Consider the following 15,375-nt stretch of genomic DNA (forward strand, 5'->3'; position numbering starts at 1 on the left):
TTTGAATCGCTCTAATTCTGTTTTCCCGACATAGGCCGTTGATGAGTTTCTGTCATAAACGTCGTCGTAGCCTTTTTGGTCACGGGCGCTCATGTTTGACGTTGAGTTATTATCCTCAATGGTGATGGTGGAAAGGTTAAATCCATCGTCGCTGTGTTCTGATTTCAATATGTAGCTGCCATTTTGATTTTGTTGAGCAACGAGGTTGGTGTTGGCCAATATTTTCGCCAGTGCGTCGTTTGGAGTGAAGTTACCGTTCAGTCCAGAGCTGCGTTTACCTGCGGTGAGCGCAGAGTTAATAGATAAACTGACGTCAGCAGCTAAAGCAAATTGATTGAGAACAGAATCTAAAGAGCCTGCAGGAATAGAATAAGTGCGTATATCTACTTTAGTTGTGCTATCTGCTGCTATAGCGGGAGTGACGCTATAAAGTGCGGTGTAAACGCTTAATGGTATAGCTAACATCAAAGGTTTGAAGGTGCTGTTCTTTTGCTGCTTCACTTGAAGTCCTCGGCTGAATGAGTGTCTATACCTTTCATACCGAATGAGAAGGGAAAACCCACAAAAGAAAATGAAAATAATTGTCATTTTCTTTTGTGGGTTTTATTTAGCTGGCTGTCACGCTGACCCAATAGGGGGTTAATTGGTAAATATTGATAGGCAAGGTGTCTTGTAATTGTTGCAATATTTGATCTGTATTATTCAGCGAAAACACACCCGTAACAGCCAATTGATTCAGTTCTGGTGCGACTCTTAATACGCCTTTTCTGTAGCGGCTTAGTTCGTGAATAAAGTCTGTGAGAGGCATGCGTTGTGCCATGAGCTTTCCTGTTACCCACCCAATAGTGTTTGGGTTTGTCGTGGAAATGTTGGGTGTATTGATGGCAGTAAAAGATAGGCTTTGTCCGGGCTTTATAGAGAGTGAGTTCTGCATTTTATTGCCAATTAGCTGTACGTCTTGACCAGAGAATAAACTGATTCTAGTGATGTCATCTGTGTGTCTGATGTTGAGTTGGCCTTGATGAAAAGAAATCATGCCTTCAGTGGTTTCGATCTGATAGGGCGTTGCTTGTGAGACGTCTAGAAAGAATTCGCCTTCATCGAGTTTGAATTGGTTTTGGGTTGGCATAGAGAGTGTTGTTTTTGTGTTCATAACCAGTCGGTTACTGCTGCCTAATGACAGGCTTTTTATTTCTCCTGTGCTGGTGGCGAGATTTTTGTAATTACTATGAGTCTTCATTATGTGGTTCTTGGTGTAGCTGCCAGCTAGTATGAATCCGCCTGCCGAGAGCCCAAGTATGCTTAGCATATGGCGGCGGGACATTTTACGACTACGGGCTATAATTCTAATGGCGTCTTTTGGAGCGTCATTAAAACCTTCTTGTGCCTGTATTAAGCATTGCCATGCTTTTTCATTGGCTGGGTCAGATGTGCGCCATGTATTGCAAGCGCGCTGATCTTTTTCTGAAGATGTGTCGGACCATAACCTTGCCATAAAGTTGGCAGCTTGATGGATTCGCTCTATGTCTATTTGGTTTGGTTGCATTATGTTATCTCTCTAGCATGGCAAGGGTGCAGGCTTGTAATGCTTTAGCGATGTATTTTTCGACAGATGAAATGGTGACGCCTAACTCAAGAGATATTTCTGAATAAGATAATCCTTCCAGCTTTCTGAGTAGAAATGCTTGGCGTGCCTTTTCTGGAACTTTGTGTAGCAAGGTATCTATGTGTATTAAGGTTTCCATGACTTCAAAACGTTTTTCCGGTGACGCATGATATTCTTCAGGAAGGTGGCTAATGGACTCTAAATACGCTTGTTCAATACGCCAGCGACGATATTGATCGACTACTAGTCCCTTAGCTATTCGGGTTAAATACTGACGTGCGTATTCCGTTGGTGGCACTTTTCCACTAACAAGGACTTTTAGATAAGTGTCTTGCATCAGGTCTGCGGCTTTATGGGAGCAATTGAGTCGTTTTCTAAGAAAGTTCGCTAGCCATCCTTGATGTGTTTCATACAGCTCGGTGAATTGGAGTTGCTTGTCTCTATTCATAGCGTCACTATTTAATAGTAATGGTTATCATTAATGATCACAGGGCTGAAGTGAATATGCAATAGATTTAAGAAAACTTAATGTTTGGTTGGGGTGGGTGTTTTTTGTGTATTTTCTGTGGTGGGGTCATTAAAAAACGGCCCCAATTTGGGGTCGTTTTAGATGGCGTTGCTTTGTTAGGAAAGTACTAGTCTTCCATTTGTGCGTTGTCGACGATGTGATTGTCGCCGATGTCCTTAGGTAAAATTAGATTCAGAGTGATTGCGACGATACCGCATAGGCTGATGCCTTGTAGGCTGAATTCACCGATACCAAATGCCATTCCACCGATACCGAAGACGAGAGTGACACCAACGATGATTAAGTTACGTGACTTATGAAGATCGACTTGATTCTTAATTAGAGTATTTAGTCCGACTGCCGCAATAGAGCCAAACAATAGAATCATAATGCCGCCCATTACAGGCAGTGGAATAGTTTGCAGAGCGGCGCCTAATTTACCAACCCAAGCAAGAATAATCGCCGCAATAGCTGCCCACGTCATAATGACTGGGTTAAATGCTTTGGTAAGCATGACAGCCCCCGTGACTTCACTGTAAGTCGTATTTGGTGGAGCGCCAACCATAGCAGCGGCTATGGTCGCGACACCATCACCAGTGATCGTGCGATGTAGGCCCGGTTTCTTAAGATAGTCTTTTCCAGTAACGTTGGAAATAGACAGTATGTCACCTACGTGTTCAACCGCCGGAGCAATCGCAACAGGCAGCATGAACAAGATTGCATTAATATTAAATTCTGGTGTGCTAAAGTTTGGCATAGCAAACCAAGCTGCATTGTATATAGGGTCAAAATTGACGATACCGAAGAATAAGCTGAGGATATAACCGACAATAATGCCGCCAAAAACGGGTAATAGTTTAAAAAGTCCTTTTGCGAACACACTAATTAGAATCGTAGTAAGTAAAGATGCAAGGGCAATCCATATAGAAATATTGGCATCAATGGCTTGTATGTCTCCAGCTTTACCGAGTGCCATATTGACGGCAACGGGTGCTAGCCCTAGACCAATTACCATAATAATTGGGCCGATAACAACCGGTGGTAATAGGGTATGAATAAAGCGAGCGCCTTTGAGGCGAATAATCCCACCTAGAACTACGTAGACAACCCCTGCTGCGATTAGGCCGCCCATGGTTGCTGGAATTCCCCATGTTTGAACGCCATACATAATGGGGGCGATGAAGGCAAACGAAGACGCAAGAAAGATTGGAACCGTGCGACGTGTGGTGAATTGAAATAAGAGTGTTCCCACACCTGCGCCGAAAAGCGCAACGTTGGGGTCTAGTCCTGTTAATAGCGGGACGAGCACTAAAGCGCCAAATGCAACAAAGAGCATTTGAATACCTAAGACGGCATTTTTCATAGGTAGAATCCTTGAATGGTTTAAGTGCAGGGATTTTATAGGCAAGTTGGTGTGAGTGCCAGAAGGAGGCAATCATTGTTGGGGTAATTCAGTCTATCAAGTTGTGTTTTTGCTTCTACGCCTTTCGTAATGATGCTCATTCCTGTGCTAAATACAATTAAGTGTTTTAATGTGAATAACTTAGCTGCTTATCCACACGAAGGCTTTAGTTTATTTATGGTGTGATGAAGTGAAAAATGGTTTGATTGGAAATGGCCTTTCGATCGACTGTAAGGTGATGTCCTAAATTTTCCATATAAATGTATTAAATATTTACTCTATCTGAACACTCGACTCAACTGTAATTCGCTACTATAGATATCAACTTTTTAGCTGATAGGGTCATCTTCTATGCTTCCTCATTGTTTTTCAGAATCCATGAAGGATTCCTACTTGATCGGGTCGCAGGTGTTGCGAAAATCCCGGAAAAAAAATGTGTCTAGTAACGTACAACGTTTAGCGAGCAGGTCGTTATTGGCGGTTGGTGTGTTGTTCAGTCTTACTGCTTGTGCCGCTCAATCACAGACCGCACCACCACAATCATCTCAGGCGATCGCTCAACCTAAGAAAGGCGAAGACTTTAGCTATGCTTGGTTAAAAGGTCACGCTCGTCAATTAGCCACTAAGCCTTATGAAAGTCATCAAGGTGAAATGCCTGAGAGCTTAAAAAGTTTGGACTGGGATGATTACCAAGAGATTCAATTTAACAAAGAAGCTTCATTGTGGCGTGATCAACCGTCAGAGTTTCGTACAGGGCTTTTCCATCTGGGGTTGGGTTTTGATACGCCTATTCATATGAATGAGCTTGAAAATGGTAAGTCGACACCAATTCCTTACATGCCTTCTGAATTTACTTATGGTAAGTCAGGAGTAGAGGGCGAAAAATTGCCAAAAGACCTTGGCTTTGCAGGTTTTAGAATGCAGTTTGCGACTGATTGGCAGCGCGATGTTGTTGCTTTTTTAGGTGCGAGCTATTTCCGCGCGGTTGGCAGTGAAATGCAGTATGGCCTTTCGGCTCGTGGCTTGGCGATCGATACGGCTATGCCTCACCCAGAAGAGTTTCCAACTTTCACCGATTTTTGGTTAGAGAAACCAAAACCAGGTTCTGATGTGGTTACAGTTTACGCGTTAATGGACTCTCCCAGTGTGACGGGTGCTTATCGCTTTGATATGACGCCAGGCGAACCGTTCAAAATGCGAGTGGATTCAGCTATCTATCCGCGTAAATCTGTTGAGCGTCTAGGTGTTGCACCAATGACCAGTATGTTTATGATCGGTGAAAATGACCGTCGAACTAATTATGACTGGCGCGCCGAAATTCATGACTCTGATGGGCTTGCAATGCAGACGGGTAATGGTGAATGGATCTGGCGTCCGCTCGGTAACCCTAAAAACTTACAATTCAACGCTTATAGCGATGACAACCCAAAAGGCTTTGGTTTATTGCAGCGTGATCGAAACTTCGACCACTATCAAGATGACGGTGTGTTCTATGAAAAACGCCCAAGTTTATGGATTGAACCGATTGGTAGCTGGGGGAAAGGTTCTGTGCAATTGGTAGAAATTCCAACGCTGGATGAAACCTTCGATAACATCGTGGCTTTCTGGAACCCTGCGGCGCCGGTTGAAGCGGGTCAAGAGCTTTTGTATAGCTACAATATGTATTGGGGAAGCCAGCCTCCTGTGCAATCTAATCGTGCTCGTGTCGTGGATACATTCACTGGTATTGGTGGCGTGATTGGTAAGAAACGCCAGTATTATAGCAAACGTTTTGTGGTTGATTTCGCGGGTGGCTCTTTATCAATGTTAGGCAATGATACCAAAGTGAAGGCGGTGATTACTTCTTCTGAAGGTAGAGTGGAAATCGAATCGGCTCGACCATTGCACTCGATTGATGGTTACCGTGCGATGTTTGATTTGGTGCCGCCGAAAGGCGAGCCTAAGCCGATTAATTTAACCGTACATTTGGAAGCCAACGGTCAGCCGCTGACTGAAACGTGGCAGTATCAGTGGACACCGCCAGCAGAAAAAGACAGAGAGCTTCACAATGCAGGTCATTTGAAGTAACTCTCTAAAGGTATTTGTTGTTCTTACCAATAAAAATGCCCGATGTTATGCGTCGGGCATTTTTAGTTGTTCAATAATTGCCTCTAAAAGTTTTAGCTTTTGCGATTATTTAGAAAGTCTCGGTAGGCATATCCGCTGCGTTTAATGGTTCTTTCTTGAGTCTGATAATTAACGTAAGTTAGACCAAAGCGCTTACTGTAACCTTCTGCCCATTCAAAATTATCCATCAAACTCCAAGCGAAATAACCGCGAATATCAACACCGCTCTCTATAGCTTGGTGCACAGCGGTTATATGGCCATCTAAATAACGCACACGTTGTTCGTCGTTCACCTCACCGTCAATGATTTGATCCGCACACGCGGCCCCATTTTCGGTAATATAAATAGGAGGTAAGGAATATTGTTGGTGCAGATTTACTAACAGTTCAGTAAAGGCGTGTGGGGCGATTTCCCAACCAATGTCTGTGTATTCAACTGCTTGGCTGTTTTTTACATTCTTAAATAGGTCATCAGTAGCGTAAGTATTGTGATTACAGGTGTAGAAGTTCAGGCCTAAGAAATCAATTGGTTGAGAAATAATGTCCATGTCACCAGGTAGAATCGTTGGCAAATATTGTGGGGCGACCGTTTTGAGCAATTGCGGATATTGCCCTTTCATTAGAGGTTCAATGAAAAACTGGTTGTCTAGCGTTTCTCGCATCAAACAAGCGAATTGATCTTCGACTTTTTCACTGGCTGCGTAGGAGCGGTTCATATTGAGAACAATGCCCACTTGAGACTTCGGCGCGTTTTTGCGAATTACTGGCAGTGCTAGACCATGCGCGAGTAAAATGTGGTGCGCAGCTTGTCTTCCGTATTCTGGCTTGCTTAATCCCGGTGCGTGTATGCCTAACTCATAACCCAATATCGCGGCACAGAAAGGTTCGTTAAAGGTTGCCCAGCTGTCCACCCATTCCGCTAATTCTTTGGTTACTAAATCAGCATAGTGTTTGAATTGGTAAGCAGTTTCTCGGTTCAGCCAGCCACCTTTGTCTTCCAGATATTGTGGGAGGTCCCAATGATAAAGCGTAACGAATACCGCTAAGCCTTCTGCTTTTAGCTTTTTAAGTAGGTTACGATAAAAGTTCAATCCGACTTGGTTGGCTTCGCCGTTTTGATCCATGACACGAGGCCATGCAATAGAGAGTCGATAGGCGTCTACACCAAGATCTTTAATCAACTGGATATCTTGTTCCCATCGGTGGTAATGGTCGCACGCGATTTCACCATTGTCTGCGTCTTTTACTTTTCCAGGTATTGCACAAAAAGTGTCCCAAATAGAAGGCAGTCTGTTATCCGTTATGGTTGCGCCTTCGATTTGAAAGGAGGCAGTGGCCACGCCAAAGATAAAGTTGGAACTAAGCATTTTTGAATTTGATGGTAAGGTAATTGACATGTTGTCCCCAGACTCTTTATTAGTTGCCTTTACAAAGGAATGTATTGTGCTCAAAGGTACTGGAGGACATAGAAAAGCGTCAACGATGAGAAGGGAGTTTTAGTTATTTAAGATTATTTAAGCGTCTTTTAAGTGTTTATTGGCGCCCGATGTAACGCATTGGCGTAAGGCTTCGACCTTGTGTTGTGTAAGCCTTGAAGCGACTTTCTAGCTCTTTTGGTAACATTTCTGCTGAGATACTCGTAAAATGATTTGCGTTATAAAAAGGCACTAGGTGTGTCAGTGCAAAGCAATAAGTAGGAGTTCCATCTAATACGGGGTGAAGGCTATTGATTAGATGACTACCAAGGCCAAGGTGTCGGTGGTTAGGTTCTGTCACCATGCCGGTGAGCAGTTGAGCGTTGGTCGTTTGCTTGAGCCTTAATGCACAAAGGATCTTGCCTTTCTGCCTTATTACCCAAATAGGGTCCGCTTTATTTGGTTTACCGCTTGGATAATGCTCTTGGTAAAATTTCTTCACCAAAGGAAACCAAAGCGAAGGAACTTTTTCAGGGATAGGATAGGATGTATTCATAGTTGAATGTATGTAATGACTTGGTGCCTGATAATAGCATAATCAGCTATTCTAAGAGTGTTGGGTCAATTGGGTTATTGATCGCGGGGGATTATTGTGCGGCAAAAAATAGCGTTGTGGTGCTTGGGTGTTTTTGCATTAACTGTCTCTGTAATTGGGCATGCGACAGAAGAGCAAGCGCAATTTGTTTATCAGCCAGAAGAATCATTTGCTCATTATATTGCACGTGCAGAGCAATATGTAAATGAGCGTAAGTTATGGATTAAGTCTGATGATAAACCGAGGGAACTCGCCGCGGTTCTGCCTTTTGAGTTGCTGCCCGATGCCGAGAGCTGCGCTGGGCGGGCGAGCATAGGTGTGTTGTTGTCGCATGGTTTGTCTGATTCTCCTTTTTCGATGCGAGACCCTGCGCATGCTCTACAAGCGGCGTGCTTTCAAGTGCGTGTCGTTTTATTGCCTGGCCATGGTACAAAATCAGAGGATCTTCTTGATGTCTCTCGTGATGACTGGCGAGCCACGTTTCGAAACGCCGCGAATGCGTTCAGTAAAGACGTTGATGTGATGTATGTCGGTGGTTTTTCTACCGGTGGTGCATTGGCTGCGGAATATGCTTGGCAGCACACAGAGCGAGTTGCTGGCGCTATTTTGTTTTCCCCTGTATTTAAGGTAAACAGTAGCATAGATTGGTTGTCACCTTGGTTGGCGATGGTGAAAGACTGGCTAGACAATTATCCGAGCGATGATTTTGCTAAATACGCGTCAATTCCTTTGCCTGCTATTGCTCAGGTGTATAAATTGTCTAAAGAAGTACGTAATTTAATACTGGATAACCCGAAAGAGTTGCCTGTGTTTATTGCCTTGTCTGCAGACGATCAGACGGTAGATGCGTCTATATCAGAAAGGGTTTTTGACGAGGGAATGATAGGAGCCAAGAGTCAAATGGTGCTTTACAGTAAAGATCAAATGAGTGCCAATACGGATCGTGTCAAGGTTTATAATACCAATTGGCCTGAGGCTAGAATACTAGGTTTGTCGCATATGGCGGTTCATGGTAATCCTGAAAATGCCTATTACGGAGCGGTTGGCGAGTACCGTATTTGTGGCTGGTATTTGTCTGATGAAGCCTTGTATCAAAAATGCCGAGAAGACAAAGATAATTGGTTTGGCGAAGGCTCTGACGCATTGACGAAAAATAGTCCTCATGCCGCTAGAGTATCTTGGAACCCGAATTTCAATGGATTAATGCAAGAAATGGCTTTTTTTATCAAGGCAAGCGCAAATAGATAAACAAAAGCTCTTTTTATAAAAGAGTTTACTCGGCAAACATGGCTTCAATAAGTATCAGGTATTGATCTGATGCTAGGAGCGAATGAGATAAGAGATGAAGTTGGAGAGTATTAATGCAAGCTGTTTTGGCCCTACTTAGTGATAATGAATTTCACTCTGGTGAAGAATTGGGGGCTGCATTAGGCGTGACCCGCGCCGCAGTTTGGAAAAAGCTTAAAAAGCTAGAGTCCATTGGTGTGACTGTTCATTCCGTGAAAGGTCGAGGTTATCGGTTACCGGCACCAGTTGAGTTGTTGTCTGAAAGTGCGCTGCGTAAAAGTGGTGTGCCCAATGATGTGGCTATTAAATTAGCGTTTGAGACCGAATCAACCAACGGCGATGCTAAGCAGTATATTTCTCAAGGTAAGTCATTGCCTGTGGTGATTTCGGTTGAACGTCAGACGCAAGGTAAAGGACGTCGTGGGCGTCAATGGGAGTCAGGTGTCGCAAAAAATATTACGTTTTCATTTGCATGGCGCTTTGATAACGGACCAAATGTAGTCGAAGGATTGAGCCTCGCAGTAGGTGTTGCGGTGGCGCGGGTATTGAAAAAGGTTGGTATTCCGAACCCAGGGCTGAAGTGGCCGAATGATGTACAGGTCGATGGGCAGAAAATTTGTGGCATTTTATTGGAGATGGTGGCAGATCAGGATGTTTGTCACGTGATTATCGGTGTCGGTCTTAATGTTGAAATGGATGATGGTTTTATGACTCTCGTCGATCAGCCTTGGACAGATCTTGTTTCTCGCCTTAAAGCTCGACCGAGTCGAAATGTTATTTTGGCTGAATTAACTAAAGAGCTGATCGATATTTGTCAGTTGTTTGAAGATGGCAATGGTATGAAGCACTTCCAATACCAGTGGCAGGCATACGATGTTTTATTTAATCAGACGGTTACTGTCAGTACGGTTTCTCAACAGCGTCAAGGTATTGCGCGAGGGATAGATCAAAAAGGTGCGTTGCTTCTAGAAGAAAATGGTGAGCTTGTGGCTCTTCATGGAGGAGAAATTAGTGTCCGTCGTGTCTAGGGTTTTAATTGTTGATGCCGGCAATACTAGTATCAAATTCACTGCATTTGAAGGTGAGCAAGTGTTGTGGGTTGAGCGTGGAGACGGTTGCCCGACAGAATCTGGTTTTGTGCCTGAGGTGATTTACTTTGCCAGTGTGAGGTCGAAAGAGCAGAGCGCGTTGTTGCACGCAGATATTCAAGCGGAATTTCCGCAAAGCGATTGGGTGACGTTGACGAGTCAGGCTTTTGCTTGCGGGGTAAGTAATGCTTATGTTGAGCCAGAGCGACTGGGGATTGATCGATGGCTTGGTGTGATTGCTGCCCATCACTTGGTAAAAAGTGATGTCGTTGTGGTGGATGCAGGAACTGCAATAAAAGTGGATGTGGTCAACAAAGAAGGGGTTCATCTCGGTGGATATATCGCCGCTGGGTTGGCGATGATGGAAGATGCGCTCCTGTCTAAAACCGCTAGAATTCGTTACGGCACTGATGAAGTCGTTACGGGTCAAGGTTTGCCTAACTCTACTGCTCGAGCCGTAGTCGAAGGTGGGCGCGAAATGGTATTGGGTTTTCTAGAGCGTATTTATCATCGTTATCCAGAATTTAAATGGGTTGTGACTGGAGGGGATGCACAAGAGTTGTTGGACTCCTTGGGTGTTTCATTGGAATGTCAGCCCAATCTTGTGGCATTGGGTGCAAGGCTAGTTGGCGATGAGCAGCTAAGAGGCAATAAATGAAGTGGCTATTTCTTTTTATAGTGCTGCTTAATGCGGCGTTTTTGAGTTGGCATAGTTTTGTTCAAGATAAGCAGGAAAAGAATCAAGAGCCCATCTATGGACCACCGGTCAGTGAGAAAATTCATTTGCTTTCAGAGCCGTCAGCAGTAACTGGGGAAGATTATGTTGCCGGAATGGCAACTAACGAAAGTCTTGAAGAAGCGCTCAGTAAGGTGGTCGATGAAGCTTATGAAGATTCGCCTGAATTATTTTGCCCACGCTTAGAGGCCGAGCGAGATGAGGACAAGAAACAGATTATTCAAGTGCTGAAAAGTTTTGATTGGGCTTACACAGATCGAGAAGTGACAGGGAAGCGGCCAAAATTTTGGCTTTATATTGCCGCGCCGGAAACGCCAGCCATTGCGGGGCGTATAGTAAAAGAGCTTGCTTCTAAATCCATTGATAGCTTTGTTATTAATCGTGCTGAAATGAAGAATCGAATTTCGCTGGGTTTGTACTCTTCAAAAGAGCGAGCAGAGCAGGCGAAAAAGCGCATACAAGATGTATCAGGATATGATGTTGATGTTTATGAGCATATGAGAAATGTCTCGCTTCAGCAGATTGATATTGCGCAGCCAGTGGATGAAAAAGACTGGGAACGGTTTATGGCACGCTTCGATCTTACCAAGATGATGATAAAAGTAGAAAAAAATCCTTGCTAGTGCTTGCAATTGGCAAGACGATTCATATAATGGCTCCCACCTTTTGGGGTGTTGCGTTGTAGCGCTGAGTAAGTGGAGGGGTTCCCGAGTGGCCAAAGGGAGCAGATTGTAAATCTGCCACGAAAGTTTCGGTGGTTCGAATCCACCTCCCTCCACCAATTGCGGGTATGGTATAGTGGCTATTACCTCAGCCTTCCAAGCTGAAGAGGCGGGTTCGATTCCCGCTACCCGCTCCAATGCTCATGTAGCTCAGTTGGTAGAGCACACCCTTGGTAAGGGTGAGGTCGGCAGTTCAAATCTGCTCATGAGCTCCAGCATTTCCAATGCAAAAGATAGGTGGTTTGACCGCCTTTTTTATTGTCTGTTTTTTGGGCAGATACCCTTGCTAGATTTAGCTTGTTCAGGTATCATCCTTCGCCCATACGAATGTAGGCCAATAGTTCAATTGGTAGAGCACCGGTTTCCAAAACCGGCTGTTGGGGGTTCGAGTCCCTCTTGGCCTGCCATCTTTCGTATCCTATTTCTTAGTTAGGGATCACCTGAAGTATGAGTTCGAGTACTGAAGCTCAAGCGTCTCGCGGAGATGTATTTAAGTGGGCAATTGTTGTTCTGCTAGTTGCGGTAGGCGTGATTGGTAATAACTATTATTCTGCTGAGTCACTATTGTATCGCTTAATCGCTATCTTGGTGTTGGCTGGTGTTGCTGGCTTTGTTGCGTTACAGACTGTGAAAGGTAAGGCTTTTTTTACTTTGGCAAAAGAAGCTAAAACTGAAATTCGCAGGGTTGTGTGGCCAACTAGGCAAGAAACCATGCAAACAACCTTAATAGTATTAGCGGTTGTTGTTTTTATGTCTCTCGTGCTATGGGGGGTGGATTCGTTCCTTGGTTGGATCGTTTCCTCGGTAATTAGTTAGGAGTTGCTCGTGACCAAACGATGGTATGTAGTACAAGCGTACTCAGGGTACGAAAAGCACGTAATGCGTTCGCTGATAGAGCGAGTGCAGGTTATGGGGCAGGAAGAAAATTTTGGTGACATCTTGGTGCCGACTGAAGAAATTGTCGAAATCCGAGATGGTAAAAAGCGCAAGAGTGAAAGAAAATTCTATCCAGGTTACGTGTTAGTGCAAATGGATATGAATGACGACTCTTGGCATTTAGTTAAAGGAACGTCGCGCGTGCTTGGCTTTATTGGTGGTACGGCTGATAAGCCTTCGCCAATAACAAGTCGCGAAGCGGATGCTATTCTGCAGCGTGTTAGTGATGGTGTTGATAAGCCTCGTCCTAAGACTTTGTTTGAAGTGGGTGAGGTCGTTCGTGTAAATGAAGGTCCGTTTGCTGATTTCAACGGTGTTGTGGAAGAAGTGGATTACGATAAAAGTCGAATCAAAGTGGCGGTGCTTATTTTTGGGCGCTCTACGCCAGTTGATTTGGAATTTAGTCAGGTTGAAAAAGCCTGATTTTGTTGAACGGGTAGCCTTCGGGCAGTGACCCAATTGGAGTTGAAAAATGGCTAAGAAAGTCCAAGCTTATATCAAGCTACAAGTTAAAGCGGGTCAAGCGAACCCAAGTCCACCAGTTGGTCCAGCATTGGGTCAGCACGGTGTGAACATTATGGAATTCTGTAAAGCGTTCAATGCGAAAACTCAAGGTGTTGAGCCGGGTCTTCCAACGCCAGTTATTATTACTGTATACAGTGATCGTAGTTTTACATTTGAAACTAAGTCTACTCCTGCCGCTGTTTTGCTTAAAAAAGCAGCTGGTTTGAAGAGTGGTTCCCCACGTCCTAACACTCAAAAAGTTGGTACGGTTACTCGTGCTCAACTAGAAGAGATTGTTACTGCTAAGCAGGCTGATTTGACTGCTTCTAGTATGGATGCAGCTGTACGTACCATTGCTGGTAGTGCACGCGCTATGGGTCTAGACGTTGAGGGTGTTAACTAATGACTAAATTAACTAAACGCGCTCGCTTGATCGCTGAAAAAGTAGAAGCAACTAAGTTGTACTCTGTAGAAGAAGCTGTTGCTCTATTGTCTGAGCTTTCTACTGTTAAGTTTAAAGAGTCTGTCGATGTGTCTGTTAACCTAGGCGTTGATCCGCGTAAATCTGATCAAGTTGTTCGTGGTTCTACAGTATTGCCTCACGGTGCAGGTAAAGATGTTCGTGTTGCTGTATTTGCGCAAGGTGCAAATGCAGAAGCTGCGAAAGAAGCTGGCGCAGATGTTGTTGGTTTCGAAGATTTAGCTGAGCAAGTTAAAGCCGGTAACCTTGATTTTGATGTGGTTATTGCATCTCCAGATGCGATGCGTATCGTTGGTCAGCTAGGTCAGGTTCTAGGTCCACGCGGTCTAATGCCTAACCCGAAAGTTGGCACAGTAACACCTGATGTTGCTACTGCAGTGCGAAATGCAAAAGCAGGTCAAGCTCGTTACCGTACAGATAAAAATGGTATCATTCATGCGGCTGTTGGCTCTATTGAGTTTGCTGCGGATGCTATCAAAGGTAACCTAGAAGCACTTTTGGCCGACTTGCGTCGTGCTAAACCTGCGTCTTCTAAGGGTGTTTACCTGAAAAAAGTGACCTTGTCTTCTACAATGGGACCTGGTCTACAAATTGATCTAGGCGCGCTTAGCTCTGCTAAGTAAGTACGTTTAGATCATGAGCTTTGGGGTCTGCCTTCATTAGTTTGTTGAGCAGGCCGTCAAAGACCGCAGGAACCTTATGGTTTAATAACAACGTTGAAAAATGTTTGTCCTGCGCAGATGGTGTGGCCCGATTCAGATATACTTGGATCTAACTCACCAGCAAGTACTTCGAGCAATCGAAGAGTTGGTAAAAACAAGAGGTAATTTACCTCTGCTAATCCAGGAGAAAACCAGTGGCATTAGGTCTAGAAGACAAAAAAGCCATTGTTGCCGAAGTTAGCGAAGTTGCCAAGACTGCGTTGTCTGCGGTTGTTGCTGATTCTCGCGGTGTTACCGTGGGCAGCATGACAGCACTACGTAAAGAAGCGCGTGAAGCTGGAGTTTATGTACGTGTAGTACGTAATACTTTGGCTCGCCGTGCAGTTGAAGGTACTGACTTCGAATGTCTAGCTGAGAGCTTTGTTGGTCCTACGCTAATTGCTTTCTCAAACGAACACCCAGGTGCGGCGGCTCGTTTGTTGAAAACTTTTGCGAAAGCGAATGACAAGTTTGAAGTTAAGGCGTTGGCGTTCAACGGTGAGTTGATCCCAGCTGGCGACATTGATCGTTTGGCAACATTGCCTACATACGACGAAGCTATTGCGAAACTGATGAGTGTTATGCAGGGCGCAACAAGCAAGCTTGCACGTACTCTTGCAGCGATTCGCGATCAAAAAGAGCAAGAAGCGGCGTAATACGAGTTATCGTATCGTTTCTTGATAAATATTTTGTTTTATCACCTTTGGGTGATTATAAAGAATGCTAGGAATCTGAGTCATGGCTCTAACTAAAGAAGATATCATCAATGCAGTAGCAGAAATGTCTGTGATGGACGTTGTTGAACTAATTTCTGCAATGGAAGAAAAATTCGGTGTAACTGCAGCTGTTGCTGCTGCTGGTCCTGCTGCTGAAGCTGGTCCTGCTGCTGAAGCGCAAACTGAATTTGACGTTGTTCTTACTGCTGCAGGCGATAAGAAAGTTAACGTAATTAAAGCAGTTCGTGCAGCAACTGGCCTAGGCTTGAAAGAAGCTAAAGCTATCGTTGACGGCGCTCCAATGACTGTTAAAGAAGGCGCTTCTAAAGAAGACGCTGACGCGCTTAAAGCTGAGCTTGAAGCTGCTGGTGCATCTGTCGAAATCAAGTAATGATACTTGTATTTCCAGATTTCGACCAATAGTCGAAATGGCTGGTGACATTATTGTCGCCGGCCTTTTTGGGTTTCTAAAACTCAAATAAAACTTAGAAGAATTTTCACGTGGGAGATTATGCTCCCATAAATGGTAAGGCCTGATTTGGGCCTTTTGCGTCAATGTGCACAAGCTGGGG

General features: G+C 44.4%; 17 protein-coding genes and 4 tRNA genes. 15 read left to right on the plus strand and 6 right to left on the minus strand.

The genetic code is table 11. From position 1 onward, the window contains the following. The 4 genes from DFP80_RS18325 to DFP80_RS18340 form a co-directional block, all read right to left on the minus strand. Positions 1–501, minus strand: a 501-nt coding sequence (locus tag DFP80_RS18325) for an STN domain-containing protein (RefSeq protein ID WP_181799892.1), incomplete at its 3' end; no start/stop codon positions are given. A gap of 106 nt (positions 502–607) precedes the next feature. Next, the gene (locus DFP80_RS18330) at positions 608–1,546 is read right to left on the minus strand and encodes a FecR family protein (RefSeq protein WP_113918264.1); all 939 of its coding nucleotides are present in this window, start codon (positions 1,544–1,546) and stop codon (positions 608–610) included. Between the two features lie 4 nt (positions 1,547–1,550). Continuing rightward, the gene (locus tag DFP80_RS18335; protein ID WP_113918265.1) at positions 1,551–2,054 is read right to left on the minus strand and encodes a sigma-70 family RNA polymerase sigma factor; all 504 of its coding nucleotides are present in this window, start codon (positions 2,052–2,054) and stop codon (positions 1,551–1,553) included. 187 nt (positions 2,055–2,241) lie between these two features. Beyond that, positions 2,242–3,477: a uracil-xanthine permease family protein gene (locus DFP80_RS18340; protein WP_113918266.1), complete on the minus strand. Its 1,236-nt coding sequence runs from the start codon at positions 3,475–3,477 to the stop codon at positions 2,242–2,244. A gap of 474 nt (positions 3,478–3,951) precedes the next feature. On the opposite strand from DFP80_RS18340, the gene DFP80_RS18345 reads away from it, so the two are divergent. Beyond that, positions 3,952–5,583 (plus strand): OpgD/OpgG family glucan biosynthesis protein, encoded by a 1,632-nt coding sequence (locus DFP80_RS18345; RefSeq protein ID WP_241560309.1) that lies wholly within the window; start codon positions 3,952–3,954, stop codon positions 5,581–5,583. Positions 5,584–5,675: 92 nt separating this feature from the next. Here DFP80_RS18345 and DFP80_RS18350 read toward each other — a convergent pair whose 3' ends face one another. Then, entirely contained in the window at positions 5,676–7,019 is a 1,344-nt protein-coding gene (locus DFP80_RS18350; protein ID WP_113918268.1) for a GH1 family beta-glucosidase, read from the minus strand. 136 nt (positions 7,020–7,155) lie between these two features. Further along, positions 7,156–7,539, minus strand: a complete 384-nt coding sequence (locus tag DFP80_RS18355; RefSeq protein WP_241560308.1) for a GNAT family N-acetyltransferase — start codon at positions 7,537–7,539, stop codon at positions 7,156–7,158. Between the two features lie 150 nt (positions 7,540–7,689). Here DFP80_RS18355 and DFP80_RS18360 point away from each other — a divergent pair, with 150 nt between their 5' ends. The 14 genes from DFP80_RS18360 (at position 7,690) to rplL (ending at position 15,194) form a co-directional block, all read left to right on the plus strand. Continuing rightward, positions 7,690–8,880: an alpha/beta hydrolase gene (locus tag DFP80_RS18360; protein ID WP_113918270.1), complete on the plus strand. Its 1,191-nt coding sequence runs from the start codon at positions 7,690–7,692 to the stop codon at positions 8,878–8,880. A 113-nt stretch (positions 8,881–8,993) separates the two neighbouring features. Further along, entirely contained in the window at positions 8,994–9,947 is a 954-nt protein-coding gene (locus tag DFP80_RS18365; protein WP_113918271.1) for a biotin--[acetyl-CoA-carboxylase] ligase, read from the plus strand. Then, complete coding sequence (locus DFP80_RS18370) at positions 9,931–10,665, plus strand: type III pantothenate kinase (protein WP_113918272.1); 735 nt, start codon at positions 9,931–9,933, stop codon at positions 10,663–10,665. The genes DFP80_RS18365 and DFP80_RS18370 overlap by 17 nt, the downstream gene beginning before the upstream one ends. After that, positions 10,662–11,366 carry an SPOR domain-containing protein gene (locus DFP80_RS18375; RefSeq protein WP_113918273.1) on the plus strand — a complete coding sequence of 235 codons (705 nt, stop codon included), beginning with the start codon at positions 10,662–10,664 and terminating at the stop codon, positions 11,364–11,366. Before DFP80_RS18370 ends, DFP80_RS18375 begins: the two co-directional genes overlap by 4 nt. A 74-nt stretch (positions 11,367–11,440) precedes the next feature. After that, positions 11,441–11,524: transfer RNA gene (locus DFP80_RS18380), tRNA-Tyr, on the plus strand. Positions 11,525–11,527: 3 nt separating this feature from the next. Beyond that, positions 11,528–11,602, plus strand: a tRNA-Gly gene (locus DFP80_RS18385). Between the two features lie 2 nt (positions 11,603–11,604). Next, a tRNA-Thr gene (locus tag DFP80_RS18390) sits at positions 11,605–11,680 on the plus strand. Positions 11,681–11,796: 116 nt separating this feature from the next. Beyond that, positions 11,797–11,872 (plus strand) — tRNA-Trp (locus DFP80_RS18395). Positions 11,873–11,912: 40 nt separating this feature from the next. Then, entirely contained in the window at positions 11,913–12,281 is a 369-nt protein-coding gene (gene secE, locus DFP80_RS18400) for a preprotein translocase subunit SecE (RefSeq protein WP_072841851.1), read from the plus strand. A gap of 9 nt (positions 12,282–12,290) precedes the next feature. Beyond that, positions 12,291–12,824 carry a transcription termination/antitermination protein NusG gene (gene nusG / locus DFP80_RS18405; RefSeq protein ID WP_113918274.1) on the plus strand — a complete coding sequence of 178 codons (534 nt, stop codon included), beginning with the start codon at positions 12,291–12,293 and terminating at the stop codon, positions 12,822–12,824. Positions 12,825–12,873: 49 nt separating this feature from the next. Then, the gene (rplK, locus tag DFP80_RS18410) at positions 12,874–13,308 is read left to right on the plus strand and encodes a 50S ribosomal protein L11 (RefSeq protein WP_113918275.1); all 435 of its coding nucleotides are present in this window, start codon (positions 12,874–12,876) and stop codon (positions 13,306–13,308) included. Further along, positions 13,308–14,009 carry a 50S ribosomal protein L1 gene (rplA, locus tag DFP80_RS18415; RefSeq protein ID WP_113918276.1) on the plus strand — a complete coding sequence of 234 codons (702 nt, stop codon included), beginning with the start codon at positions 13,308–13,310 and terminating at the stop codon, positions 14,007–14,009. Before rplK ends, rplA begins: the two co-directional genes overlap by 1 nt. A 233-nt stretch (positions 14,010–14,242) precedes the next feature. After that, the gene (rplJ, locus tag DFP80_RS18420) at positions 14,243–14,743 is read left to right on the plus strand and encodes a 50S ribosomal protein L10 (protein ID WP_113918277.1); all 501 of its coding nucleotides are present in this window, start codon (positions 14,243–14,245) and stop codon (positions 14,741–14,743) included. A gap of 82 nt (positions 14,744–14,825) precedes the next feature. After that, entirely contained in the window at positions 14,826–15,194 is a 369-nt protein-coding gene (gene rplL / locus DFP80_RS18425) for a 50S ribosomal protein L7/L12 (protein ID WP_113918278.1), read from the plus strand. Positions 15,195–15,375 lie beyond the last annotated feature (181 nt).

This window comes from Marinomonas rhizomae, assembly GCF_003315485.1.
Taxonomy (GTDB): domain Bacteria; phylum Pseudomonadota; class Gammaproteobacteria; order Pseudomonadales; family Marinomonadaceae; genus Marinomonas; species Marinomonas rhizomae.

Coding starts and splice junctions, on each gene's coding strand:
- rplL (WP_113918278.1), top strand. CDS start 14,826: ATGGCTCTAACTAAAGAAGATATCATCAATGCAGTAGCAGAAATGTCT.
- DFP80_RS18330 (WP_113918264.1), bottom strand. CDS start 1,546: ATGCAACCAAACCAAATAGACATAGAGCGAATCCATCAAGCTGCCAAC.
- rplA (WP_113918276.1), top strand. CDS start 13,308: ATGACTAAATTAACTAAACGCGCTCGCTTGATCGCTGAAAAAGTAGAA.
- secE (WP_072841851.1), top strand. CDS start 11,913: ATGAGTTCGAGTACTGAAGCTCAAGCGTCTCGCGGAGATGTATTTAAG.
- DFP80_RS18365 (WP_113918271.1), top strand. CDS start 8,994: ATGCAAGCTGTTTTGGCCCTACTTAGTGATAATGAATTTCACTCTGGT.
- DFP80_RS18340 (WP_113918266.1), bottom strand. CDS start 3,477: ATGAAAAATGCCGTCTTAGGTATTCAAATGCTCTTTGTTGCATTTGGC.
- DFP80_RS18375 (WP_113918273.1), top strand. CDS start 10,662: ATGAAGTGGCTATTTCTTTTTATAGTGCTGCTTAATGCGGCGTTTTTG.
- DFP80_RS18335 (WP_113918265.1), bottom strand. CDS start 2,054: ATGAATAGAGACAAGCAACTCCAATTCACCGAGCTGTATGAAACACAT.
- DFP80_RS18350 (WP_113918268.1), bottom strand. CDS start 7,019: ATGTCAATTACCTTACCATCAAATTCAAAAATGCTTAGTTCCAACTTT.
- rplK (WP_113918275.1), top strand. CDS start 12,874: ATGGCTAAGAAAGTCCAAGCTTATATCAAGCTACAAGTTAAAGCGGGT.